28 protein-coding genes and 1 pseudogene are annotated in these 24,389 nt (G+C 51.5%); 12 read left to right on the forward strand and 17 right to left on the reverse strand.

Annotated elements, in window-relative coordinates; genetic code table 11:
• Nucleotides 1-23: 23 nt before the first annotated feature.
• Complete coding sequence (locus N2M06_RS06170; protein WP_346351943.1) at nucleotides 24-278, forward strand: ogr/Delta-like zinc finger family protein; 255 nt, start codon at nucleotides 24-26, stop codon at nucleotides 276-278.
• Nucleotides 279-297: 19 nt separating this feature from the next.
• On the opposite strand, the gene N2M06_RS06175 is transcribed toward N2M06_RS06170, so the two are convergent.
• The 14 genes from N2M06_RS06175 to N2M06_RS06240 form a co-directional block, all read right to left on the reverse strand.
• Nucleotides 298-1,362, reverse strand: coding sequence for a hypothetical protein (locus N2M06_RS06175; protein WP_346351944.1), 1,065 nt, complete (start codon nucleotides 1,360-1,362; stop codon nucleotides 298-300).
• Nucleotides 1,363-1,376: 14 nt separating this feature from the next.
• Nucleotides 1,377-2,066 carry an RES family NAD+ phosphorylase gene (locus N2M06_RS06180; protein ID WP_346351945.1) on the reverse strand — a complete coding sequence of 230 codons (690 nt, stop codon included), beginning with the start codon at nucleotides 2,064-2,066 and terminating at the stop codon, nucleotides 1,377-1,379.
• Nucleotides 2,063-2,467: an MbcA/ParS/Xre antitoxin family protein gene (locus tag N2M06_RS06185; protein WP_346351946.1), complete on the reverse strand. Its 405-nt coding sequence runs from the start codon at nucleotides 2,465-2,467 to the stop codon at nucleotides 2,063-2,065. The genes N2M06_RS06180 and N2M06_RS06185 overlap by 4 nt, the downstream gene beginning before the upstream one ends.
• An 825-nt stretch (nucleotides 2,468-3,292) precedes the next feature.
• Nucleotides 3,293-3,820 (reverse strand): DNA methyltransferase, encoded by a 528-nt coding sequence (locus tag N2M06_RS06190; RefSeq protein WP_346351947.1) that lies wholly within the window; start codon nucleotides 3,818-3,820, stop codon nucleotides 3,293-3,295.
• A gap of 44 nt (nucleotides 3,821-3,864) precedes the next feature.
• Complete coding sequence (locus N2M06_RS06195; protein ID WP_346351948.1) at nucleotides 3,865-4,098, reverse strand: hypothetical protein; 234 nt, start codon at nucleotides 4,096-4,098, stop codon at nucleotides 3,865-3,867.
• Nucleotides 4,099-4,130: 32 nt separating this feature from the next.
• The gene (locus tag N2M06_RS06200; protein WP_346351949.1) at nucleotides 4,131-6,395 is read right to left on the reverse strand and encodes a replication endonuclease; all 2,265 of its coding nucleotides are present in this window, start codon (nucleotides 6,393-6,395) and stop codon (nucleotides 4,131-4,133) included.
• Nucleotides 6,395-6,655 carry a hypothetical protein gene (locus N2M06_RS06205; protein ID WP_346351950.1) on the reverse strand — a complete coding sequence of 87 codons (261 nt, stop codon included), beginning with the start codon at nucleotides 6,653-6,655 and terminating at the stop codon, nucleotides 6,395-6,397. The genes N2M06_RS06200 and N2M06_RS06205 overlap by 1 nt, the downstream gene beginning before the upstream one ends.
• Complete coding sequence (locus tag N2M06_RS06210; RefSeq protein WP_346351951.1) at nucleotides 6,652-6,921, reverse strand: hypothetical protein; 270 nt, start codon at nucleotides 6,919-6,921, stop codon at nucleotides 6,652-6,654. The genes N2M06_RS06205 and N2M06_RS06210 overlap by 4 nt, the downstream gene beginning before the upstream one ends.
• Complete coding sequence (locus N2M06_RS06215) at nucleotides 6,914-7,168, reverse strand: hypothetical protein (protein WP_019934016.1); 255 nt, start codon at nucleotides 7,166-7,168, stop codon at nucleotides 6,914-6,916. Before N2M06_RS06215 ends, N2M06_RS06210 begins: the two co-directional genes overlap by 8 nt.
• Nucleotides 7,165-7,404, reverse strand: coding sequence for a hypothetical protein (locus tag N2M06_RS06220; protein ID WP_346351952.1), 240 nt, complete (start codon nucleotides 7,402-7,404; stop codon nucleotides 7,165-7,167). Before N2M06_RS06220 ends, N2M06_RS06215 begins: the two co-directional genes overlap by 4 nt.
• 55 nt (nucleotides 7,405-7,459) lie before the next feature.
• Complete coding sequence (locus tag N2M06_RS06225) at nucleotides 7,460-7,882, reverse strand: hypothetical protein (protein ID WP_346351953.1); 423 nt, start codon at nucleotides 7,880-7,882, stop codon at nucleotides 7,460-7,462.
• Complete coding sequence (locus N2M06_RS06230) at nucleotides 7,879-8,118, reverse strand: hypothetical protein (protein WP_019934013.1); 240 nt, start codon at nucleotides 8,116-8,118, stop codon at nucleotides 7,879-7,881. The genes N2M06_RS06225 and N2M06_RS06230 overlap by 4 nt, the downstream gene beginning before the upstream one ends.
• An 11-nt stretch (nucleotides 8,119-8,129) precedes the next feature.
• Nucleotides 8,130-8,666 (reverse strand): phage regulatory CII family protein, encoded by a 537-nt coding sequence (locus tag N2M06_RS06235; RefSeq protein WP_346351954.1) that lies wholly within the window; start codon nucleotides 8,664-8,666, stop codon nucleotides 8,130-8,132.
• A gap of 38 nt (nucleotides 8,667-8,704) precedes the next feature.
• Entirely contained in the window at nucleotides 8,705-8,956 is a 252-nt protein-coding gene (locus tag N2M06_RS06240) for a hypothetical protein (RefSeq protein ID WP_346351955.1), read from the reverse strand.
• Between the two features lie 160 nt (nucleotides 8,957-9,116).
• Here N2M06_RS06240 and N2M06_RS06245 point away from each other — a divergent pair.
• From N2M06_RS06245 to N2M06_RS06265, 5 genes and pseudogenes are all read left to right on the forward strand, one after another.
• A pseudogene (locus N2M06_RS06245) lies at nucleotides 9,117-9,350 on the forward strand (helix-turn-helix transcriptional regulator); the annotation flags it as partial.
• Nucleotides 9,351-9,362: 12 nt separating this feature from the next.
• Nucleotides 9,363-9,830, forward strand: a complete 468-nt coding sequence (locus N2M06_RS06250; protein ID WP_346352157.1) for a S24 family peptidase — start codon at nucleotides 9,363-9,365, stop codon at nucleotides 9,828-9,830.
• 64 nt (nucleotides 9,831-9,894) lie between these two features.
• A complete protein-coding gene (locus tag N2M06_RS06255) occupies nucleotides 9,895-10,779 on the forward strand; it encodes a BRCT domain-containing protein (RefSeq protein WP_346351956.1) in 885 nt (294 codons plus the stop codon).
• Nucleotides 10,780-11,155: 376 nt separating this feature from the next.
• Nucleotides 11,156-12,280 carry a DUF262 domain-containing protein gene (locus N2M06_RS06260; protein ID WP_346351957.1) on the forward strand — a complete coding sequence of 375 codons (1,125 nt, stop codon included), beginning with the start codon at nucleotides 11,156-11,158 and terminating at the stop codon, nucleotides 12,278-12,280.
• Entirely contained in the window at nucleotides 12,277-12,936 is a 660-nt protein-coding gene (locus N2M06_RS06265) for an MAE_28990/MAE_18760 family HEPN-like nuclease (protein ID WP_346351958.1), read from the forward strand. The genes N2M06_RS06260 and N2M06_RS06265 overlap by 4 nt, the downstream gene beginning before the upstream one ends.
• 30 nt (nucleotides 12,937-12,966) lie before the next feature.
• Here the strand turns inward: N2M06_RS06265 and N2M06_RS06270 are convergent, their stop codons facing one another.
• A complete protein-coding gene (locus tag N2M06_RS06270; RefSeq protein ID WP_346351959.1) occupies nucleotides 12,967-14,238 on the reverse strand; it encodes an N-6 DNA methylase in 1,272 nt (423 codons plus the stop codon).
• Nucleotides 14,239-14,451: 213 nt separating this feature from the next.
• On the opposite strand from N2M06_RS06270, the gene N2M06_RS06275 reads away from it, so the two are divergent.
• Both N2M06_RS06275 and N2M06_RS06280 read left to right on the forward strand, forming a co-directional pair.
• Entirely contained in the window at nucleotides 14,452-15,453 is a 1,002-nt protein-coding gene (locus N2M06_RS06275) for a site-specific integrase (RefSeq protein ID WP_346351960.1), read from the forward strand.
• Nucleotides 15,454-15,991: 538 nt separating this feature from the next.
• Entirely contained in the window at nucleotides 15,992-17,062 is a 1,071-nt protein-coding gene (locus N2M06_RS06280; RefSeq protein ID WP_019934005.1) for a hypothetical protein, read from the forward strand.
• On the opposite strand, the gene N2M06_RS06285 is transcribed toward N2M06_RS06280, so the two are convergent.
• The gene (locus tag N2M06_RS06285) at nucleotides 17,059-17,610 is read right to left on the reverse strand and encodes a hypothetical protein (RefSeq protein WP_317074701.1); all 552 of its coding nucleotides are present in this window, start codon (nucleotides 17,608-17,610) and stop codon (nucleotides 17,059-17,061) included. The genes N2M06_RS06280 and N2M06_RS06285 overlap by 4 nt on opposite strands.
• Nucleotides 17,611-17,928: 318 nt before the next feature.
• On the opposite strand from N2M06_RS06285, the gene N2M06_RS06290 reads away from it, so the two are divergent.
• Nucleotides 17,929-18,483 carry a L,D-transpeptidase family protein gene (locus N2M06_RS06290; protein ID WP_019934003.1) on the forward strand — a complete coding sequence of 185 codons (555 nt, stop codon included), beginning with the start codon at nucleotides 17,929-17,931 and terminating at the stop codon, nucleotides 18,481-18,483.
• Nucleotides 18,484-18,608: 125 nt separating this feature from the next.
• Entirely contained in the window at nucleotides 18,609-19,697 is a 1,089-nt protein-coding gene (locus N2M06_RS06295; RefSeq protein ID WP_019934002.1) for a methyl-accepting chemotaxis protein, read from the forward strand.
• Here the strand turns inward: N2M06_RS06295 and N2M06_RS06300 are convergent.
• On the reverse strand, nucleotides 19,684-21,387 hold the full coding sequence (locus N2M06_RS06300) for a sigma-54-dependent Fis family transcriptional regulator (RefSeq protein WP_346351961.1): 1,704 nt from the start codon (nucleotides 21,385-21,387) through the stop codon (nucleotides 19,684-19,686). The genes N2M06_RS06295 and N2M06_RS06300 overlap by 14 nt on opposite strands.
• A 214-nt stretch (nucleotides 21,388-21,601) precedes the next feature.
• Here N2M06_RS06300 and N2M06_RS06305 point away from each other — a divergent pair, with 214 nt between their 5' ends.
• Nucleotides 21,602-23,119 carry an aldehyde dehydrogenase family protein gene (locus N2M06_RS06305; protein WP_019934000.1) on the forward strand — a complete coding sequence of 506 codons (1,518 nt, stop codon included), beginning with the start codon at nucleotides 21,602-21,604 and terminating at the stop codon, nucleotides 23,117-23,119.
• A 91-nt stretch (nucleotides 23,120-23,210) separates the two neighbouring features.
• Complete coding sequence (yiaY, locus tag N2M06_RS06310; protein WP_317074698.1) at nucleotides 23,211-24,362, forward strand: L-threonine dehydrogenase; 1,152 nt, start codon at nucleotides 23,211-23,213, stop codon at nucleotides 24,360-24,362.
• Nucleotides 24,363-24,389: the final 27 nt, after the last annotated feature.

Genomic DNA, 24,389 nt, shown 5'->3' on the forward strand with positions numbered 1-24,389 from the left:
GTTTAATCGGGGGGAATTTACAGATGCGCGTTTACTGCAGAGAGTGCGGCAGCAAGGGCCGGATCACCAAAACCAACCGCCTGAGCCCGGACTACACCGAACTGTATTGCCAGTGTAATGAGGCCGAGTGCGGCCACACCTGGGTGGCCAGTGTTGGTTACCGGCATACGCTGAACCCCAGCGCCAAGACCACCAGCCAAATGGCGTTCCAGCTGGTGAGGGCACTGCCGCCGGGGGCACAACGGGATTTACTGAGGGAACTGGAAGGGGCGCGATGAGCGCCCTTTTTTATTGAATTCAATTCTTCGTACTATAGGTAATTTCACCAATCACTTGTGATTTAGGAAGACTCACGATTGAGTTATCATTTGTCTTTATAATAAAGTTTTCATTCGTTGGTACTATCACGCTTTTATAACTTATCGTGAAGAGACTGGATGGCTTGTATTCTTCTGACACTGAAGATAATGATAGCTCATCTCGTATTTTTTTTGAGATGATTATTTTTTTGTTTTCATTGATCATTAGTGCATCTCTAAATACCTTGTCATTATCGTCAAAGTGAATTTTTCCCACCATCATTGAAATTAATAATGAAACTGTTACATATGCAGTGACTTTTTTATTGGAGATTATATATATGTAGTTAACTGCATATATGATGATAGTTATTACTAGGGTGGCAAGAATGAAATAGTACCCACCCAGGACGCTTTCAACTTTTTCCGATTTTGGTACGTAGGCTATTAATAAGAAAATTGAGAATACATTTACTGAAATCAAAAAGAAGAATAAGGCGTGTGTCCACCAGTTTTTTATAAGAGGACCACTAAATGAAAAGTAAGAGTTAAGGTATTTACTAAAGGGTATTCTTTTGTTCTTTTCAAAAACCCAAAGGCTTATGATTGAACTTGCAATGGATATTGTAATTAACGCTACAGTTATAATTGCCTTTCCATATTCAACTCTGAATAGTGGTGTCATGGCGATAGCTACAACTAAAAGGGATGAATAAAAGAAATTTAAAATTTTGACTTCTAATTTGTTTCCCTTTTCGTGGTGGTGTTTTAGATGTTCATAAAGGCTTTTCTTGCCTATTTTAAACTCCTGTTTAAATATAAAGTTACAAGAGAATATAACGCCAGATAAAAGCATTAATATACCTATGTATATAGAAGAAGCTATTAGCATGCTAGGTGTGGATATTACTTCAATAAAATATGTATTTACATTATTTTTTGAAAGGTAAATATACATAAGTAAACTGCCAAGAACTATTGATATAGGAGTGGCAGCCCCAAAGAATACACCTATATTTTTCAAAGGTTCTATAGGGTTGTTGTTTTTTTCATCCGTGCTCATAATCATCTCTATTTTTATTTGTGTAATTTTACTTCAAGTACGTTTGTTATTGCATTGCCATTCCAACAGTATTCAAAGTGCTTGGCCTGGCAGATTTCCGTGATCAGCCTGGGTCTGAACAGTACAAAGCAGTCATGTCCGGCATGCCTGACCGAACGATACATCAAGCCATCCTTCCCATTACTACGTTGCTCGCTGGCAAAGGCCTGGCTGTGGCTGTAGTCGGTGGGGTGGTAGAGGTTGGATGAAAGGTGTTGTTGGTCGGTGATGTCTACCAGGTCCGCAGTGAAGCGGGCGAACAGTGAGCGCATTTGAATGCGCTGAGCGGGCTCTTTGGTGTACCCGTAAAGCCTTTCCTGATGGTAGATGGTTTCTTTTATTGCCGTGTCCAGGGAAGGGGCGCAGTAATAACCGCCAAAGTCTCCAGTAGTGAAACGCGCTCCCTCCGGATTGATATGGGTGAACGCGGCCATGGCATAACTGGCATGGGGGATATTCACCAGCCAATCTTCTTTAGGCACCAAGTTCAGATCACCAGCCTGCTCCAGTAGTCGCGGATTGGTCATGGCCTCTACAGCGTACACGGCTTCCAGTTCGTCGGCGGTGGCCACGTCTTCGTACAGATCAATGGGCGGGTACTTGCTCGGGATCAGTCGGTAGCACTCCTGGCCCTGCAGTTGGGCAATCTCAAGCTCTTCGCTCACGCCGTTCCTCCACGCCAGGCACTCAGCCGTTTGGATACCTCGTACAGGTCAGCCACCTTTCCACCCACCATCACCTCCATGGCGCTTCTGCCGGCGAAGAAGGGGTGTTGGTTGGGTTTGCGTACCCAGCCATAGACGCTGTCTTCGGCAGTGAACAGAATGCGCAGGCTCTTATGGATGTTGAGGATGTAACTCATCCGTTCCAGGGTGTCCGGGCTTAGACGAAGTCCGCCATGTGCAGCCTTGTACTTGTTCAATGTTGAACGTGAGTTAATGCCCAGTAGGGCCAACTGCTCTTTGGTGTCACAGTCCCATTTATCCAGGATTCGGAACACGACCGGGAGTGCCTTGCTGTGGTCAACGCCATGATTTCCTTGGGCCGGTAACGCTTGAGACATCATACCACCCTCCTGTATGCGTAGCGCCCTGGGAGGATCCTGGGGCGCTGTGGTGTTGGTCAACTTAGGTTTACTTTAGTAAATTTGTCCATAAATGAACAGTCTTGTTTTGCTGTGACATGTCACGATTCTGGAGGGCACTTGCTGCATTACTGGCTACTTATTACGGTATATTGGCACTAAACATGGGTTTGCATTAAGATTGACTCAATGGTTTCTATAACCATAAGTTGCTGATTTTTATAGGTGAAAAATGCTTAAGACCCACAAGGCCCGTGTGAGGTGCTTCAAGACCCCGCTGCAGCGGAAGGCCGAGCATACACCTGAGCTTGTCTCCCAGGTACCTGAGTACGTTCTCGACACTCTTGCCGAGCAGTCCATGAAGGAGGTCCAAAACGGCAGCAAAGGGCCTTCTACTTTTGTTGAAATCTAAACCAATTCGCTGAGCATAATTGATTTGGTCATGTCATGCCTTTAGGCAATGGTGAAAAGGGCGCCTGGTGCGCCCCTGAAATGGTCAGCAGATGTCGGCTGGCTCTGAGTGTGGTTTGGTTTTGGATCTGCAGCCTGGGCACCAAGACTGCACTATGGTGCTGCCATCTTCCATGGTCCTCATGCCAAAAGAGTCATAAGCATAAAAAACATGCTTGCCTTCATTGCTCGAGCACTGGGGACAACTCTTAATTTTTCCGGATGGGTGATCTTCTATGGTGATGGAGTCATTCAATGGACGCTGACAACTCCCACAAGTACCTGACATATGTTTATCTCCGTGTTAGTAGTTGTGAGAGTCCATCATTAAACAGGTACAGTTTAATTTTTGTGCGATTAATCACATAACAGGTGGCTCAGACCTTTGTCTATATTAAACCGGTTTCCTCTATCCCATATAAACCAGGCGTATTCGCAGCTATCTGAATTTCCGCCAACGAACCTTGGTCTGGGTACGATAATGGGTGATTTATCGGGAAACCCTACCTTTTGCCAGAATGGCACTCTCTTCTTACTACCCAGAAAGTTCACTCGCTGCAGGTAAGCCATGGTTCCGTTATCACTGAGCTCAGAGAGCGACTTCTCAATGAATGCTTCCGTCAAAGAAAAAGGCGGGTTGGTGATGATAATGTCCATCTTGCGTTGGAAAAACGTCGTCAAATAATCACGCCCCATTTCTATTTCTGCCCAGTGCTTCTGTGGCTCTGGCAACGCGATATGACTCCAGATAGCGTCAGTTCCCCGGCAAGGTTCAAGGAAGTGGTCGTTGTCTCTCACTTCAAGGCGAGAGAGCAGTGCTGATACAACGGATTGTGGTGTTGGGTAAGACTCTCGTGGCAAAACATTGCCGTTGGTACTGCTCATAGCTATCTCCTTTTCGGGCAGGGATACTAAAACAAATCATGGGCTTATGCACCCAACTGAAAACACGTCACGATCACCGCGCCGGCGGCGACGAACGCGAAGCCGTCCTGGGTGAGCAGCAGGCGCTGGCCACTGCGGGGCCATCGGCCGATTTTGCGCAGGCGGCCCTTGGTGGCTGGCCGGGCCCGTTTAAGGTCGGCAGGCATGTAGAGCGGGTGCCGGCAGCGGCGCTGGCGATAGCGTTGCACGGCGTGCTGGGTAATACGGTATTGCGTCATGGCTGCTTACTCCCGTGGCAAAGGTCGTTCATTCAGTTGGTAAAGTCGTCTTCGTGGCACATAGGCTCGGGGCGCTGTGTGCGGCGGGCTTCTCTTTCAATCTTGTCGAGCAGGATGTCGGCCTGCTTCAAGGCAAGCGGCAGGTGCTGCTCGGGAATGCCGGCCATCCAGGCCTTGATGCTGCCGCCGTTATCCAGTAGCTGGGCAACCTGCAGCCGGTATTGAGCGGCCAGTTCCCGGGTGCGTTCGTGCTCCAGTTCGGCGAACTCGTTGGCCTCCGCTATGGCAACAGGGTCTTCCGGGCGCCAAAGCCCTGGCCGCTGGCGACTGGTGTTGAGGCTGCCGTTACGAATGCTGATGAATAAACCATCAATTTCGATAACTGCACCGGTCAGCAGTCGTTCTTTGTCCTGCTCGTCCAGGCCGAGCAGGGCCATTTCACGGCTGAGCGGATCGTTGCCTGCCGGTTTTTGATCCTCCGTACAGTTATTGTCAGAACTCCAAGGGGCGCGGCTGCCGCCGCTTGAACTGCCAAGACCAGTCCGTGACAAGGTCCAGCCCTGGTGCCGTGTTTGGATCTCGGACACACCCACCATTACCCCTGTGGTGGTGCCGTTTACGCTGATGGTGACGTCGGCTGTGCGCAGGCCAAACAACCGGGCTACGTCTTCACCGTATTTACTGGCGGCAGGCTGAATAATGTGGGCAAGCTTGATCAGGTGGTCTTTGCGCTGGGCATCAATGCCACCCATGGCGGTGACGAACTCGGCCCAGCGGGCCCGGTCGGCGGCCTGGCGGGCCGGCTCCATAATGGGGTTTTGGGTAGCACTGCGCAGCCGGCGCAGCTGCCGCCACACCTCCACGCTGGGGCCGCCAATTTGCTGGAACTGGCGAATGTTCCACAGGCTGGCCCAGGCACCCACGGCGGTGGCCGAGGTGGCGGCGTCTTCCTGGGATTCTTCGTCCCAGTCCATTTTGAAGCCGTCTATGTTCTTGCTGATGTACTTGGCGATGTAGCCGGTGGCACTGCCCAGCTCGCTTTTGATTTCCTTCCAGTCGAAGCGGGCGCGATAGCCTTTTTTGCCCAGCTCTTCCCGGTCGTGCTCAATGGCGTATTGGCGCAGCACCGAGCGCAGCAGCCGGCGCTGGCTGGGGTGCACAAAAATAAGCAGGTGCCAGTGCGGGGTGCCGTCGTGGTGCGGCTCCACCACCCGAAAGCCAAAGCGGCGCACGCCCAGGCGGTCGAGCTTGGCGCGGGCCTTGTTCCACTGGGCGGAGAGGTAAGCCTGGGTTTCGCGGGGGGTGTAGCCCTGGTATTTGCTGTTGGAAATGGTCTTTACCCAGTTCTCCAGCTTCTCGCCGTTCTTGGCCTTTCTGCGGTTATCCACCACCGTCCAGGCGTGGTACTTGCTGGGCGCGGTCCAGGTATAAAACTCGCCCACCAGCCCTTGTTCTTCGGCCAAGTCCTCAAACCCGCGCATGCGCACCATCAGCTCCATGCGGCGGATCTCTGGATTGGACACGCTGGACTTCACCGCCTCGGCCAGTGGGATTTCCAGCTCCAGCTCTTCGTTGATGGCATACATGGTTTTGAGCCAGGCAGCACTGGCATTTTTGCGAGCCTGATGATCTTTGAATGCCCGCTGCGATACATAAGCGCTCACGCCCCGGCGCACCTTGCCCACCAGAATGGCCACATGTTCGGTGTATCGCCGCCAGGCTTTGGTGATCTGGCGTTTCCACCATTCCGGATCTTGCAGGCGGGCGAGGGCGCTGGCGGCCATGTCCAGCTGGGCATCGGTGGCTTCGCCTTTGAACACCGGCAGCACCGGAGAAATGCCCCAGCGGTTGGCCGGCTCCATGGCGGCTTTCAGCAATTCCCGGGCCGATACCTGCTGAGTAAAGTTGAGGGTTTGTTCCTGAATGATCACGGCTACGGCATTGGCCCACTGCCGGGCAATGCTGGCCCGGTTAAGCTCGTTGGCGATCATGCGAAGAGGCAGGGGAAAGCGGGCGGCGTGCTCGTTGATTTTGGCCACGGCGTGCCGCAGCCAGGTGTTTACACCAGAGGGCTTGTGCCCTTTTTTAAGCCGGTATTGGTAATGTGCGAACAGGGCACCAGCGGCGTAATCTTCCACCTGGCTCAGAAAGCCTTCAACCCACTTAAGGTTCTCTTGCTGGAAGTGCTCTTGGTACAGCTGGCCGTCTACATCAATGCCGGCCACCCGGTGGGCGTTTGAGGTAGGCGCAAAAAGAGCGGCCACATCGGCCGCATGGTTAGCAAAAGCAAAGGTCATCAGATTACGGTGTTGCCCAGTTGGTGAAGTTCGGCGGTTTTGCGCCACCAGGCGCTGATGGCACGGGCCACCGGCAAAATGCCCTGGCCCAGTGCCTGCCAGTAAATGGAGCGAATGGTGCCAAGGTCCAGCAGCAGCCGGGCCCGGTCGGCCTTCTTCTCAAAGCACTCCCGCCAGTGCCGCCAAAAATCGGCCTTGGCCTGCCGCCAATGGGCGCGAAGGTGGTCGGTGGCGTTCAGCTTGCGGTCTTTCACTTTCATGCATTCACCCCCTTGGTCACTCGGCCAAAGGTGAACACCATGGTCTGAATGGCCACGCTCTGCTTACTGGGTTCACGCACGGGCAGCATGGCGTTAATGCTGGCATTAAGGGCGGCGGCACGGATCTGAAGAATAGTTGCGGGGCTGAACCCGCTGTCAATGGCGTCTTCGGTAATAACGTGGCGCAGCTCTATGTCTGCAATGCCGGTTTGAGCATCAAGGCGAGCAGCACGATAAAAGCGGCGGAACAATTCACGCTCAGTCATGGCAGGTCTCCAGCAAACGGGCTTTGATATCGTTAATGTGCTGCTGCCATTTTTCAGCGTCCTGCATCCACAGGCCGGCTTCCTCACGCTCTACAAAGGCCTGATCCAGCAGCCAGGCGCGGCGGCTTTCGTCGGCACGGCGCTGCCAGAACTGGGCATCTTTAATGGCGGCTATACGCTGGGCCTCATAAAACAGCATCAAGATAAGCAGGCCGTCCATTTCTGAGCGGGTCATGTGGCGGGTCATGCGGCACCTCCTGCGGTGATAGTGGCCATGGGGGCATGCAGCCATAGAGCATTTTTGCGCTCTGTTATCTGCTCATAAAGGGCGTTATATCCGCAGCGGTGCGCCACTTCGGCCAGTGCTTCCAGTGCACATTCGGTTTGAAGTTCCATGCCGGCGGCCTGGTTCTGACGGGCCAAGCGGTTGAATTCGTTCAGGTAGCCGTTGGCTACCTGGCTAATGGCATTAAGCTGTGTCATAGTTACTCCGTGTTATTCATTGGCGTGGATACACACCTTATAAAGGCCGCTTCAGTTACCGCTGGGCGGCCTTTGCTATTTCTGCCGCCCGCTGCTCAATCATCAGCGCCTGCTGCTGCAGGGCATGTCGCCGCTCGGCTTCCTGTTTTGCTTCCATCTTTTGTTCGTCGCTGTCCGGGCGTTTGTAGTCCGCCACATGCAGCCATTCGCCCCGGTCGGTGGCGGTAAAGCCGGCAAGGGCGTCTTTCAGGGCCACCACGGCGCGGCGTATGGCTTCGCGTTCGGCATCGTTCATGGTTTCCAGTGGCTTGCTCCAATACGCTGCCGGCTTAAGCGCAGCGGCACGGCACAACCCTTCACGCACGGCTCTGGGTTGCTGGCTCCACCAGCTGGCAATGCGGCAGCGCTTCAGCAAGTGGCGCATATGGTTAATGGCCAGTTCACCGGCTGGCTGAGTGATAGGGTGAAAAGCAGTCATGCGGCACCTCCGGTGGTGGCTTCGTTACCCAGCACTTGTTTTATCCAGTCCCACAGGCGGCGACGGCGGTTAATGCGCTGCTTTCTGTTGTGCTGAACAGGCAACACAATCCAGCTGCCATCCTGGCATTCAATAAAGCCGGGGCGGCTGCGATGGGTGATCACCTCCGGGCGCAGTGCCGGGGTGCAAAGCGGGGCGTGTACCCGCAGCAGGCGGGCGGTGTTAATCATGGTCATGGCGTGGTTCCTCAAGAAATTCCAGGCACGGCACTGGTGGTGAGTGTGTCCATGGCGACCGTCATGCCGGGAATGGCGTGAAAGCGGCTCTCTACGTTGTGCACAAACAGGGCGAGAGCACCCATCATGGCGGTGGCCTTGCTCACGGCGTTGTCGCGTCGCTGCTGGCACACCCGGCCGGCTTGCTGGGCGCCGATGGCATCCCGTGCCAGTTCGCCGGCGGTGGCGGTGATCTCCAGTGCCTGGCTGGTAAGTGGCAGTTCGTTGCCTTTGTGGTTGCTCTTGGGCAGAGCAATGCCGGCCATATCCAGCTCCAGCAGCAGGCCGTGCACCAGGGTGTGATCCCCGGTTACCCGCGCGGCAGCAATCACGTTTTTTACCGTGGGTTCGCCGTTTTGCTCGGGTGAGAGCTTGTTAATCCACAGCTGCGGCTTGATGTTCATGCCGCGGGCAACTTCACTTTGGTTATGGTCGGCCTTAAAGCGGGCAACCGCAGATTCCCAGTGGGGGAACTCGGTGCCGTATTTATTCAAATGAGGCTTAAACATTTGTTGGCATCCTTTGCGTGGTTGAATAAGCGTGGGGTTTAAGCCTGGGGGCGGCGCGACCTGGGGCCCGGCTTGCGCGGTGCCACGTGTTCTTTGAAGTGCTCGGCACCCAGCATAGCCAGTGCCATCAGGTTGACCATGACCACCTCCCGCTTGCCCTGTTTGGGCATAACCGGAATGCGGCCTTCTTCAATACGGCGTTGCACCGTGGCCTTGGTCATGCCCGAGAGCTCACAAAAGCGGTCAACACTGACCACGGGTGTGTCGAAATGGATAGCTATTTGAGTCATAATTGACACCTATTGCGTGTTATTGCGCTTAATCGGTACCACCTGCATGTTTTGGTGAACTCAGGTGGTTGCGTTGTGCACCCTAAAGATAGCGATTGCTGCGCCTTATTGCAATCAATGGGTGTCAATAAATTCACTCTACAGAGTTCAGGTGTGATCAATGACTCACTCTAGTGATGGCAGGACGTTGGTTAGTAGCTTTGATCAGCAAGCCTTTGCCGATCGGCTCCAGCAAGTTGTTGGGGACGAGTCGGTGCGTTCTTTTGCGCGTAGATGCGGGGTTTCGCCTACGGCAATTACTAAGTACCTGAAATGTCAGAGTGTCCCCAGCATGGATTTGCTGATGGGTATCTGTGATGCAACCGGCACCGATTTGATGTGGTTGGCAACTGGTAAAGGCGAGGCTATGTCTCTGGAAGTTGCTGGTGCGCTCAATAGTGAGCGGGTGGGTTCAGGTGTTGTCTGGGTCGATAGCTACGACGTTTTTGTCTCTGCCGGCAATGGTGCTCATAACGAATGGGATCACCTGGAAGCCCGGGTACCGTTCTCCACCGCCTGGCTGGAAGACCAGGGCCTTTCTGGCAAACGCCTGGCTGTGCTCAAAGTGCAGGGTGACTCTATGAGCCCGACCCTGGAAGACGGCGACACCCCGCTGGTAGAAATGCTGCCCGAAGACGCAGTAGAAAATCTGCCCGACAGTGTGTACGTGCTCCGCCTTAACGGCCAGCTCCTGATCAAACGCCTGCAGTCCGACCTGATGGGCGGTCTCTACATCAAAAGCGACAACCCGGCCTACCGGGAGATCCACCTGACCCAAAGCAACAAACCCGACGACATACGCATCATCGCCAGGTGGACGGGTAAAAAAATTTAACCTTTTTAATATTCCTAACAAAAAACTGAAGCAGCTAAAAGCTGCCATGAGCACGGAGAACAGCATGGAATTGCACGAAGTTCCCAAGGCGTTTAGCTATCGCCGCAACAAAGAAAAACACCTCCTTGGTTTACACGGCATTTTGTCTGGCCTGAGCGCCGACAAAGAATTGACCGAAGCGGAAATCCTCTTCCTTGATACTTGGCTGCGCACCGACAGCGACTTCAAGCAAGACGGTGACTTCCTCGATATCCAGGACTTGATCACCGACATACTGGAAGATGGCATCATCACTCAGGACGAAATGGACGACCTGACCAGCCTTGTTACCGATGTACTTGAGTACGGTGGGCCGATTGGCCTGGACGAAGCCGGGCTCATCAATCAGTTCTTTGGTTTCCTGCAAGGTATTTCTGCCGATGGTGTAGTTTCCGAACAGGAAGTTCTGGCACTTAATGAACTGCTTAATACCAACAAAGAACTGCTAAGCACCTGGCCTGGCAACCTTGTCGCAGAGCGTGTGAACCATATTCTGGAAGACGGGGTGATTACCGATGAAGAACGGGAAGACCTCAAAGAACTGGTGCACAATGTCACCGGTCAGCGCTTTCTCGAAACCGGCCTTGCCTGTGGTCTTTCAACCGAGTTTTGCACCGATCAGGACTTTGATGGTCCCTTGGAAGGGTTGAAGGTGTGCTTCTCCGGCAAGTTCATGTCAGGCCCTCGCACACAACAGGAAAAACTGGCAATCCAGGCCGGCATGACCATCAGCAAAAACGTAACCCAATCACTCAACCTGCTGGTGATCGGCACCATCGCCAGCCGTGACTGGAAGTTCAGCAGCCACGGCCGAAAGATAGAGGCCGCCATTCGTGCCCGAAGCGAAGGGCAGCAGCTCAAGATAATCAACGAGGAAACCTGGCGGGGGATTGCTGGAGCGACTAGCTAGCTATATAGGTCAAAAGCAGCAAACCCGGTGCATGCGCATCGTCAGCTTGGCTAATGGGGAGAAGGTTTAGGTTGAAATAATAGAGTTCTAATTAGTATTAACAAATTTTATACATGAGGATAGTTTGATGAATTGCCCATATTGTACCAATAGCTTAGGTGACCTAGATCCTATCATGGTTGAATTGAGTAAAGAGCCATTCAGTGGAATTCTTGATTTCACATCTCAGTGCTGTGGTAAAAGAATCAGAGCATTTAGTAAAACTGCTATGTTCTATATCGTTAAAGCTGAAGAGCTCTCTGAATGTGAAGATAACAAGCCAATTATGATCGGTGCTCTTTGATAAATAAAATTTTATTTTTTTGTGAGTAGTTTTATGTCACTTAGAGAAGAAATTGATAAAGCACGTTTACAAGTGCACACAGACTCTTATCCAATGTCTATTGGTGAAGTAATTAACTTGTATCAGGATGGCGAGATAGAAATACATCCTGAGTTTCAGCGTGTATATAGGTGGAGTGAAGAGCAAAAGAGTAGGCTGATTGAGTCAGTTCTACTCGGTATTCCACTTCCTTCTATATTTGTTTCTCAGCGAGATGATGGAGTATGGGATGTAGTTGATGGGCTGCAGAGACTGTCAACTATTTTTTCATTTTTGGGAGTTCTTAAAGATGAAAATAAAAATGTAGTTAAACCACTCCGGTTACAGGCAACTAAATACCTACCATCACTTGCTGGTAAAGTATGGTCAGATCCTCATGATCCAGAAAGCGAAATTGATATTGAGGTTAAGCGGGTTTTTAAGCGTGAGAAGCTAGATATAAAAATTATAAAGAGAGAAAGTGAGTCAGATACTAAGTTTGAGCTATTTCAGCGCTTAAATACAGGTGGGTCCAGACTTTCAGATCAGGAAGTCAGGAACTGTATGTTGTTGATGGTAAACAACAAAGCTTACTTTTGGCTTAAAAAGTTGGCTGAAGATGATAATTTTATTTCTACTATACCAATATCTGATAAGCAAAAAGAAGAGTGTTACGATCAAGAGCTTGCATTTAGATTTGTTGTGCAGCGACATCTGAGTGACTCTTTAAGAAAAGAGCATACTGATGTGAATCCATACCTTAATGCTGAATTAAACAGAATATTTAGCGTTGAGAGTGCGGTTTTGGATTATGATAATGAGAGTGAGGTTTTCAGAAAAACCTTCGAATACATGAACCTCGCATTGGAAGAACGAAGCTTTAAAAAGTATAATCACGATAAAGCCGCTCACAAAGGCGCAGTTTCCATTGCTGTTTTTGAAGCCTTAAGTAGTGGACTTTCTAAGTATTTAGAGAAAAACCCACAAGTAATTTTTGATGCTACATTGTGTGAAAAAATACAGAAAGCTTCTATTGACTTGACTAAACATGAAAGATTTATACAAACACAAGAGAAAAGCGCACGTCCACTCGAACGCATTGTTGTTATGGGAGAGATTGGACAGGAGTTATTCCGGTGAAAATAAGATGTCTTCAAGAGCTAGATGATACTCTTGATGAGGATCTAGCGTGGAGAAAGAGGGAGTTTACTACACTTAAATTCCTTGTGGAAAGACTAAGAAATCACGAGCGAAATATAGTGATAAGAGGTGCGATTCCTCTTCTTTACTCTCATTGGGAAGGGCATGTAAAATTAGCTGCTGAAGCTTATCTTGTTTACTTGAAAAGTAAAGGGATATCTTATGATAAGCTGAAAGATAACTTTGTACATATTGGTATTGCTGCTGAATGCGGGAAAGATTTTTCAATACATAAGTATGAGTCTCAAAAGAGCCTTCATGACTTTATTGTAAGTGGGCTTCAGAAGAACTTTGCTGTTGATGAAAAAAAAGTAGTTGATACAGAATCAAATTTGAAATCTGGAGTGCTTTTTAAGATATTGCAAAGGTTGGGGCTGGATACAAGCAAATTTGAACTAAAAGATAATTTTATTGATGAAGTTATGCTTCAGCATAGAAATAAAGTAGCACATGGAGAGCGGTGCGATACTGAAACGCTGTTCAGGGTCTACGAAGAGTTGCAGGATGAGCTAATTAAAATGATAAGCACATTCCATAATATGATAAAAAATGCAGCCTCTAACCAAGAATATCTTAAGGCCCAATTGTTTAAATGAAAATACGCCCAGGTATTCTGGGCGTATTACTTATGGGTAAGGTATTTCTTTTACAGCACCAACAGTTAAGTGTCTGCACCTTATTCTTTCATTTAAGAAACCGTTTGTGTTCTCCGACATTAATGTTTCAGTTAATCTTTCACAGTCCGTTAATGTGTTTGAACGAGGCTTTATAATGATGAGGTGATTTTCCACGGCTATAGGAGTATTACCACTTATTATAGTGCCTAATGCTCTATATTTACTGGAAGGCCGTGACGTTCTGCGAATAACAACGAAAGGTGGAGTTACAACACGCCCTGTGAATCTACGGTGTTCTGTAAATTCTTCTACAATCTCCCATTGAGGTAGATTTTTAGAATGAATGTATGGGTGAAGTTCGCCTTCCTCTGGTGAGCGATATGCTACCAATGGTCCAACAGAAACCTCGAAGTAGTCGTTGAGTACACTCTCCGCAATACGGCCACTGGTTCTCCAATCAATACTTCTATTTGATCTGGTTAGAACACCTTGCAGAGTAAAAACATCTACATCTGTTTTTGAGTTGAATTGGCCTTTTAACTGAACTGATCCTGTAAGCCGCTCGCTGGTGTAGTGTCTCAACTTCTCATAACGAGTGCCAGAGCGGAGTACCTCAGGCAATATTGCACTAACCTGGCATTTTGGTGGAAGCCTGTCTAGATAGTGCTCAAAAATGACAGCTGCAGCATTGACTATTCCAGCATTCCAGTTTTTGCTGTTTTCCATTTCCCACATAGAGAATGGTGGATTCATTATTAGATGAGTAATGTCTAATAATTCTTCAGATGTTATTTCTGTAGCATCAGTGACCCTGATATTATTTAGCAAGCTAGCTGCATTTTCTAGACTACAGTCGGGAATCGCGCCCCTATGTATTGCTTCCAGGATAATACGAAGTTTGGTTGCCTCTACAAATGAGTCGTAGAGATCATAGCCATACAAAACATTGCCCCATTTTTCTAATGTGGCAGTAAGGCTCTTGTCTACAGGCAGCTTTCTGGAGCATGCGATAAGCAAGTTACCTGCGCCACAAGTAGGGTCTAAGACAGCAGAGGCTAATGTGATATCTGACGTGAATCCATTTACTGCTTCTGTAGCAAGTTCGTCACCAGTAAAAAATGAGCCTGCCTGGCGCATGTCTTCGATGCTTAACGCTTCTCGCAGGACCTGATCGATACAATCGAGGTTTACCTGCTGCTGCAGCTCAGCCACAGCCGAGCCCGAGGACAGGTTTGAGAAGAGGCTTTTTAAGCTGTTGTTGTGCTTATAAAGTTGATTCATTTCAATGTCTTAGTGAAGAACTGCGATGCTTGCGAAAAACCAGAAGATGCTAGCATACCCTAGGCCATTTTGCTCCTTACATCTTTGCCTTGTTCTGGTGTACGTATAGCACTGTAGGGGTAAAAAGTTCGTGTGAATCAAGAGCTGCCTTATACATGCGCGTCAAATATAACTGTATATAATATCAGTATATTGCAGTAACTGGCAGAACTCATGGCTGTACGAAAATTACCCTCTGGCAAGTGGCAGGCTCAGGTATTCCCGGAAGGGCGGGACGGCCGGCGGATCCGCCGGCTGTTCACCACCAAGGGCGAGGCCATGGCATTTGAACGGCACCTGCTCTCGGCAGACAAGCCCTGGCAGAACCAGGCCGACGAGCAGGAAGAGCGGCGGCTGAGCGACCTGGTGGACCGCTGGTATGGCCTGCACGGCCAGAGCCTGACCGACGGCACCAGTCGGTTTTCCAAGCTCAATCACCTGGTGAATGCCCTGGGTGATCCGGTGGCCACCGAATTCACGGCGAAAGACTTCGCCAGCTACCGGGAGCGCCGGCTGGCCGGCGACGAGAACACCCGGCCGGTTACACCCACCACGGTGAACCGGGAGCACGCTTACCTGCGGGCGGTGTTCAACGAGCTGAAGCGGCTGGGGGAGTGGGACAGTGCCAACCCGCTGGACGGCATTCGTACCTACAAGGTGAGCGAGTCGGAGCTGGCGTTCCTGTACCAGGAAGAGATTGTCCGGCTGCTGGATGCCTGCAAGGAGAGCCAGAACCCGGACCTTTACCATGTGGTGCGCATTTGCCTGGCCACCGGTGCCCGCTGGTCGGAGGCGGAAACGCTCACTCAGTCGCAGCTCTCGCCCTACCGGGTGTCGTTTATCAAAACCAAAGGCAAACGCAACCGCACCATTCCCATTTCCCCCGAGCTGTTCGCCTCGCTGCCCCGGCGGCGGGGCAGGTTGTTCAAGGATTGCTACGAGGCATTCCGCGACGCCGTGATTCGTGCCAAACTGGAGCTGCCGGACGGGCAGTGCTCCCATGTGCTGCGGCACACCTTTGCCAGCCACTTCATGATGAACGGCGGTAATATTCTGGTGCTGCAGCGCATCCTCGGGCACTCGACGATCACCATGACCATGCGTTATGCCCACTTTGCGCCAAATCACCTGGAAGACGCGGTAAAGCTCAATCCGCTTACCCTGCATCAGCTCTGAAAAGTGGCAGCAAAATGGCAGCAAATTTTTAGTTTGCTGCCATTTTTTGTGCCTTGCTGAATTTATAAGTTGTTGATTTTATTGTAAGTGATTGATTTTAAATGAGGCTGAAAGGATTTAAAATCCCTCGCTCGTAAGGGCGTGCCGGTTCAAGTCCGGCTCCGGGCACCATTCTTCCTCTTTTTATCGCTTTCAGTGATATACGTACTCAGCATTCCTGCAGTTACCACTTCAGCGGCAGAGCCTGTAAAATCGGCATCTTCTCTTCAGCAGGGCAAACAGCTTCCCTGCACTCGAAAACCTCATCTGTTTGAGTCATACTAGGTGGCAATTGGAGCAGTACCCTGTTTGATGTTACTCATTACTGTGTGTGACTGTAAGGGCAGAAGAAGAATGCTGTCATTAACGGGTAGCCTGCTTTTTACATGTTTTATCGCTTCGTATGAATAACGAAGCAACATAAGGAGTATCTGTTTTTTTAAGTTCAAATAAACAATGGATATGTAGTGTTAGTGTGTTAGCAGTTCGAGGTTAATAAATGCCATCTTTAAATTTTGAAAATGCAAAGCAAGAGTTTCGTGATTACTACAACGAAAACTATGACTTGTTAGATGGAGCCATGAATTCATTTGTTACCTTGATTAATTCACTGATAAGAAACTCTAGCGACATAACGATATCTAAAATAGAAGGTCGCGTTAAAGAAAGAAATGAATCTATAAAGAAATTCAGCAGTAAGTACAGAGCTGCCCTGGAAGAAAAAGATCATGAGTACAGAATCATTGACCATATATCAGACCTGATAGGAGTTCGAGTAGTCTGCTTGTATGAAGATGATATTGAGAAGATAAAAGATCTGCTGTGCGCGCACTTTGAAGTAGTTGATATTACAGACAAGATAGCCCAGATTGAAAGCACTGAAAATTACTTCGGGTATAAAGGTCTGCACCTTGATCTGAAGTTGAACGAGCAGAGAAGAACACTCCCCGAGTATTCCAAGTTTTTTGACTTTGGTTTTGAGATCCAAATCAGGACAATAATTCAGGATTCATGGAGCGTGCTTGATCATAAGATTAAGTATAAGAAATCCATTCCCAACTCTCTGAAGAGAAGAATTAATTCGCTGGCAGCATTGTTTGAAGTGGCAGATCGGGAGTTTCGTGAAATTCGTAACGCAACAGAAGCGATACTGCAGGCTGAAGATTTAACTCAAGAACAAATTGCCAAAGAAACTGACCTTGTTCAGGTAGGTGAATCAAACTCTAAAACCAAAACCTACATTCTGAATGCATTCAGTTTCCTGAAAATTGCTAACCACTTTTTCCCGGATTTCTACTTTGAACCACACAAGGTAGACGGGTTTACTGAAGAAATTGTTTCACTAAAGAAAGGCATTACCCGTGGCAAGTTTAATTTCTACTTAAGGGAAAACATAGCCACAGTCAAAAAGTACAAAGAGTTCTTTGAAAATAAAAACACAGGTGAAACGCTAAACCCATACACAATGATCAGACATTGTCTTTATCTGGGTGATAAAGAAGCCTTCTCCCATCTTTTGAGCAGCCATGTAATGGAAGCATTTGAAGAATGGCTGGCAGAAAACGGTTAACTGAGTGGAGATTTATTACTCCCGGCAATACACGCATCCATTTCCTTAAACAGCGCCTCTAGCTGCTGATGCACCAGCTCGGTTTTGCTGCCGCTGGGTGGCAGGGCGGCGTAGTGCTGGCTGTTAATGCCCATGGGATCAAAGCGGGACAGCTCAATGCGGCGAAAATGGTAGGTGGTGCCGGATACCTTTTCCAGCAGGGTCAGCTCATAGCGTATATAGTCCTGCACCGGCAGCACGCCATAAAGCCGGGTGTTGTTGCTTATGATGCCGCTGGCGTTAAGCATGTCGCGGCCGGCATAGCGAATTACCGGCTCGTCACTGCTTTGAGGTTGCATCAGTTGCTCTGCACACTGCATTGCCTGATCCTGGCTATAAGGCGTTTTTGCATAAAAGGTGAGGGCGGCCAGCCTGGGTGGCTTGCTCTGAGTAATGCTGACACCCGGGCTGTTTTCGTTTATCGGTGCGGAGGCGTCTTGCAGCAAAGAGGGCATTTGAGCGCAGCCGGTAAGCAGCAGCAGGGGCCAGATCCGAAGTAATGGTTGCATGTTTAACCTCTGAGTGAGCGGGCACCATAACCCAAGTTTGCTGAATAAGTGTGGCCCCGGCGACGTAGTGAAACAAATTATGCTGTAAAATTGTGCTCACATGGTTACAAGCGGCAGCGGCTCAGGCTATTATTGAAGCAGGAAGTCACCAAGAGTTAACTGTTATTTATGCGCTTTATGTCCACTTTTGTCGCGCCAAGCCTTTTTTTAACCACTTTACTTATGTCTGGTACCGCTTTCAGCTATAACCATGGATCAATAGAAAATGTAGTTGCGTCATATGGGGCGTTGGCTGAGGTTCGCATGAGGCCCTACTTCATGCGTGCCGAAGTCAGCTATCCGCCCAAAGACATAGTTCTGCTGGCCACCAAGGAAGAAAAAGCCCTGGAGCTGTGGGCCCGCAATGAGGGTGAAAATTTTACTTTTATTCGCAGCTACCCGGTGCGCAAGGCCAGTGGCGGCCCCGGTCCCAAGCTGCGTGAAGGTGACAAACAGGTGCCCGAGGGCATTTATCGTATTACCCATCTTAACCCTAACAGCCGTTTTCATCTGTCGATGCGGCTTAATTATCCCAATTCTTACGATCTAATGCGCGCCGCCAAGGAAGGGCGAACCGATCCGGGTGGTGATATTTATATTCACGGCAAAGCCGAGTCGGTGGGGTGTCTGGCTGTGGGTGATATTGCCATTGAAGAGCTGTTTGTGCTGGTCAATCAGATTGGCGTGGAAAACACCTCAGTGGTGATTGCGCCTCACGATCCGCGCCGGGAGCCATTAAATGGCTTTGCGGCCAATCTTCCTCGCTGGGCGGTGGAGCTGTATGCGAATATTTCCAAAGAGTTTGCCCGTTTTCCGCGTAATCAGGATATCTGATTTCAGGTGCTAAGCTTTCGGCTATCACACAGGTGACTAAAATAATTTGCTTAATGGCATGTGCATGCTGGTAAGCACCTGCCTGCTATTGCTTAATATGCGGGCAAAAGGACTCAGGAGACAGAATGTTTGCATCAAAAATAAAAAAACGGGTGCAGGATCTGGAACAGCAGCTGGCTGCCCAGGTTGCAGAGTATGAAACCCGTATTGCCGCACGGGAAAGCGAGCTGGCCGGACTGCGTGAAGAGCTGGCTCAGGTACAGAGAGAGCAACGCAGCTGCCGTGGTCTGACACAGGCGGCGCTGAAAGGCAGTGATATGCTGCAGGCTATTCGTGCCGGCATGGTCACCAATGCGGAAAGCCTGCTGGAGGAGCGTGAAAAACTGACGGCCATGGAAGGCGTCTTTGAACAAACTTATCAGGCAACGGATGTATTGAAACAGCGTTCAGCTGTGATCCACAGTGAGGTGTCACACAGTGCGGAAAGTGCCGCCATTCTTACCGATACGGCTGGTCAGATCAGTAACTTTGTCTCCGTCATTCAGGAAATTTCCGAACAAACCAATCTGCTGGCGCTGAATGCTGCCATTGAAGCGGCCCGGGCCGGCGAGCAGGGCCGGGGGTTTGCGGTAGTCGCGGATGAAGTGCGCAACCTGGCCAGTAAGGCTCATGAGGCCAGCGGCAACATCAATACGCTGGTGCAAAAAGTGCTGGAACAAAGCCGGGCTATTCATGTGTCGGTCAATGAATCTGTTACCAGTACAAACGAAATTGCTTCTTCAGCACAGCAAATTGATGATGTTACCCGGGAAGTCGTCACTCAGGCCGAAGCCATGCGGCAGGTCATTCAGCGCAATGCTGCAGTGGCATTTCTGGAGGCGGTTAAACTCGATCATGCAGTCTGGAAAAGTGATATTTATCAGCGTATTGAGCAACATCAGTTTGATGATCCGGTGTCCACGCATCATGAATGCCGGCTGGGCAAATGGTATTACGAAGGACGGGGAGCGCGCCTTTACAGCCACCTGTCATCTTTCCGCAGCCTGGAAAGCAGCCATCAGCAGGTGCATCAGCAGGGGGCGCAGGCCCTGCAGGCGTTTGCCGCAGGCAATGTTGAAGAGGGTCTGGCTTGCCTGCAGGAAATGGAATCTGCCAGCCTGCTGGTGACCCGCAGACTGGAAACGCTGGGTGCTGAAGTGATCAGCGCTTTTTGAGCCGGGCGTAAAGCGTGGTGCGGCTGATATTGAGTTGTCGGGCAGCCTCGCTGATGTTGCCGTTGCAGGCGTTCAGCACCTGCTGAATGCGCTGCTCGGTGGTGGTTTTCAGATCCTGGCCGGCCGTTTGGCCCGTGACGTTGACAACCGGCAACTCAGGCAGGTGATGAGTTTCAATCTGCCTGCCATCAGCGAGGATCCCCGCTACCTCCAGCACCTGCCTGAGCTGACGAATATTACCCGGCCAGGGGCAGGCATGGAGCTTGTCCATTATGCCCTCAGCCAGCCTGATGTCAGGGCCGTGCAGCTCTCGCAACAGCTGTGCGGTCAGCGCCTCGAAATCGGCTCTGGTATACTCGCGCAGCGGCGTTAGGGTATGCTTGTAGCCGTTTAACCTAAAGTACAAATCTTCCCTGAAACTCCCGTCGGCGACCATGACCTCAAGGTTTTTATGGCTGGCGGCAATCACGCAAAAGTCTACCGGCACCGGCTGATGGCAGCCCAGCGGCACCACGGTTTTTTCCTGTAATACCCGTAACAGCCGGGTTTGTGCCGGCAGCGGCAGCTCGCCAATTTCATCCAGAAATAAAATACCCTGATGTGCTGCTCTGATGTAGCCCGGGCGGCCTTCTTTGTGGCTGCCGGTAAAAGCACCGGCGGTGTGCCCGAACAGTTCTGCTTCAATCAAGTCGGTGGGTAGGGCACCACAGTTAACGGCAATCAGCGGGCCCTTGGCGCGCTGGCTTTGCTGGTGCAGCCGGCGCACCAGATGATCCTTGCCGGTGCCGGTTTCACCTTGCAGCAACAAGGGCACGCCATGGTTCAGCAACTTAAGAGCGGCATGGTCGGCGGAAGGCGGTGTCACCGGGCGGGGGCGGCCCGGGCTGCTGCGTCTGCTGAGCAGTGCCATGCCATCACCCCAGGGGGTAAGCTCACCCTGGCGCAGCTGACTGAGCAGGGCGGCAGGATCAAGGCGGGGTAACCACTGGCGGGCGCGGCGATTGGCCCCCAGCAGGCGGCCGTCTTCCCGCAGGGCAATCAGTGCTGACCAGGGTTGCTGCAGGCCGGCGGCATCATTGGCCAGGTTCAGCAGCCAGCAGGCATCCTGCTGCTCACTGACCAGGGCATTTTCCATGGTCAGGGCCATCAGGCGTGCGGTCATCAGCATATCACCGCTGTGTTTGCTTGCTTCACTGGAAATATCAATCACACCCAGCAGCTCACCGGTAGGTGAAAACACCGGACTGGCACTGCAGCTGATGCTGTGGTTGGCCTGCATATAGTGTTGCTCACCCAGAATGGATACTTCCTGCTGCTCCGTGAGTGCAGTACCAATGGCATTGGTGCCCATGGTCTGCTCGTGCCAGCGGGCACCGGTAGCCAGCGCCAGCCGGCGGGCACGGGCAGAAAAGCGGTTGTCACCGGTGCTCAGCAAAATGGTGCCGTCGGCATCGGCAAACAGCAACCGGCAGTCGCGGCCCTGTTGCCATTGTTCAAATAAGGGCATGGCCTTTTGTACCAGACTTAACAGATGCCGGTGGCGCTGCTGTTGCTGGCGCAAATCTGCGGGAGTAAGGCAGTCAGGATCTGCCTGAAAGTGTGGCTGCAAGCCAAAGCCCTGACTGCGTTGCCAGGAGCGGGTCAGCAGCGCCGTGGGCTGCTCGCCAAAAGTCAGATATTGCATGGTCATGATTTTCGCCTGTCCGGAAACTGAACACTTGCACTGAACACCCGTACACTTTTACCACAGTGTGCCGGCATTAAACCGGCTGGCAGTGATAATCAGTGTAACCCGCAATGCCTTCAAGGATAAGGCTTGCCGTTGCTTTTGTTATTAAAATGTAAATTTGGCATTGGCTTTGCAATACAAATAACGACTGAACACTATCAGCAAGGAGAGCAATATGATTTATCAGCAACCTGGCCAGGCCGGTGCCATTGTTAATTTCAAGCCCCGTTATCAGAACTTTATCGGTGGCGAATGGACGGCCCCGGTGAAAGGCCGTTATATGGAAAATACCTCACCGGTTAATGGTGCCGTATTTTGTGAAGTGCCCCGCTCTGACGAAGCCGACGTTGATCTGGCAGTAAAAGCCGCCACACAGGCGTTTGCCAGCTGGGGCAGCACACCGCCGGCGGAGCGGGCCAACCTGATGCTGCGCATTGCCGATCGCATTGAGCAGAACAAAGAGATGCTGGCCGTGGCCGAGACCTGGGATAACGGCAAGGCGGTGCGCGAAACCCTGGCCGCTGATATTCCCCTTGTGGTGGATCATTTCCGTTATTTTGCCGGCGCCATTCGTGCACAGGAAGGCAGCGCCGCCGAGCTGGACGGCACCACGGCTGTGTATCACTTTCGTGAGCCGGTGGGAGTAGTAGGGCAGATTATTCCCTGGAACTTTCCGCTGCTGATGGCAGCCTGGAAGCTGGCCCCGGTGCTGGCGGCAGGTTGCTGCACCGTGCTCAAGCCCGCCGAGCAGACCCCGGCCTCCATTCTGGTATTAATGGAGCTGATTGGCGACCTGTTGCCCCCCGGCGTGATCAACGTGGTCAACGGTCTGGGGCCGGAAGCAGGTGAAGCCATTTTGCGCCACCCCGGCATTGCCAAGCTCGCCTTTACCGGTTCTACCCCTGTGGGTCAGCACATTCTCAAGGCGGCAGCCGAGCGGCTTATTCCGTCCACCGTGGAACTGGGCGGCAAGTCTCCTAACATCTTTTTTGAAGATGTGCTGCGCCATGAGCCCGAGTTTGTGGACAAATGCATTGAGGGCATGCTGCTTACCTTCTTTAACCAGGGGGAAGTGTGTACCTGTCCGTCCCGGGCGCTGGTGCAAGAAAGTATTTATGACGAATTTATGGAGCGGGTGCTGGCCCGGGGCCGTGAAATCAAGCAGGGTAACCCGCTCGACACCGAGACGCAGGTAGGGGCGCAGGCTTCACGGGAGCAGTTCGACAAAATTCTCGGCTACATGGAAATTGGCCGCTCTGAAGGGGCACAAATGCTGCTGGGCGGACAGGCCAACTCCATCAGCGGGCTGGAAAACGGCTTTTATATTCAGCCCACCATTTTCCAGGGCCGCAATAACATGCGGGTGTTTCAGGAAGAGATCTTTGGTCCGGCGGTGGGAGTTACCACCTTCAAGGACGAGGCCGACGCGCTGGCCATTGCCAACGACACCGAGTTTGGCCTGGGGGCGGGCGTCTGGACCCGGGATGTGAACCGCGCCTATCGCATGGCCCGGGGCATTCAGGCCGGCCGGGTGTGGATGAACTGCTATCACGCCTATCCTGCCCATGCCGCCTTTGGCGGCTACAAGAAGTCGGGCATCGGCCGGGAAACCCACAAAATGATGCTGGATCACTATCAGCTCACCAAGTGCATGCTGGTCAGCTACAGCAGCAATCCCCTGGGTTTCTTCTAAACCATGATGCGGCACCGCAAGGCCGGTGCCGCCATGGCTTGTTAATCAGCAACAATGATAGAGGCCAAGGCCTCAGGCAAGGAGCAATAACATGAGCACAGCAACTTTCTTTATGCCCTCGGTCAACCTGATTGGCGATGGTGCCCTGGATCAGGCCGTTAATCATGTCAGTGAGTCGGGCTTTCGTCATGCCCTGATTGTGACCGACAAACCGCTGGTAGAGCTGGGTTATGCCGGTCAGCTGCAGCAGGCTCTGGCCGGTAAGGATATTCAGGCCAGTATTTTTGATGGTGTGCAGGCCAACCCCACTACCGGTAACGTGGAAGCGGGTCTGGCCATTCTTAATCAGAACCAGTGCGATTTTGTTATTTCTCTGGGGGGCGGCTCGCCTCACGATTGTGCCAAGGCCATTGCGCTGGTGGCCAGTAACGGCGGTGATATTCGCGATTATGAAGGGGTAGACAAGTCGGCCAAGCCCCAGCTGCCGCTGGTGTCCATTAACACCACCGCCGGCACCGCCTCGGAAATTACCCGTTTCTGCATTATTACCGATGAGAATACCCATATTAAAATGGCCATTGTTGATAAGCACGTCACCCCGGTGCTGTCGGTAAATGACCCCTTCCTGATGAAAAACATGCCGGCTTCGCTGACCGCTGCCACCGGTATGGACGCGCTCACCCATGCGGTGGAAGCTTATGTATCTACCGCGGCCAACCCCATCACTGATGCCTGCGCTATCAAGGCCATTAATCTGATCAGTGACAACCTGGCCAATGCCGTAGAAAACGGCAGCAATATGGAAGCCCGCAACAACATGGCTTACGCCCAGTTGCTGGCGGGCATGGCCTTTAACAACGCCTCACTGGGCTATGTGCATGCCATGGCGCACCAGCTGGGTGGTTTTTATGACCTGCCCCATGGCGTGTGCAATGCCGTGCTGTTGCCTCATGTGCAACGCTTTAACAGCCGGGTAGCCGCGGTGCGCCTGACCGAGGTAGCCGCTGCCCTGGGCGAAGAAGTGCAGGGGCTGTCACCGGAGCAGGGTGCTGATCGTTGCATTGCGGCCATTGAGCGTCTGGCCCGCCAGGTGGGCATTCCTGCCGGTCTGCGTGACCTCAAGGTGAAAGAAGAAGATTTTGCCGAGCTTGCCAGCAATGCCATGAAAGACGCCTGTGGTCTTACCAATCCGGTGCAGCCCACTCATGAAGAAGTGGTGGGTATTTTTAAAGCCGCGTTCTGAAGAAGCGTTTAGCAAACTGTTTGCCGG

Source organism: Oceanimonas sp. AH20CE76, from assembly GCF_039654065.1.
GTDB classification, from domain to species: Bacteria; Pseudomonadota; Gammaproteobacteria; order Enterobacterales; family Aeromonadaceae; genus Oceanimonas; species Oceanimonas smirnovii.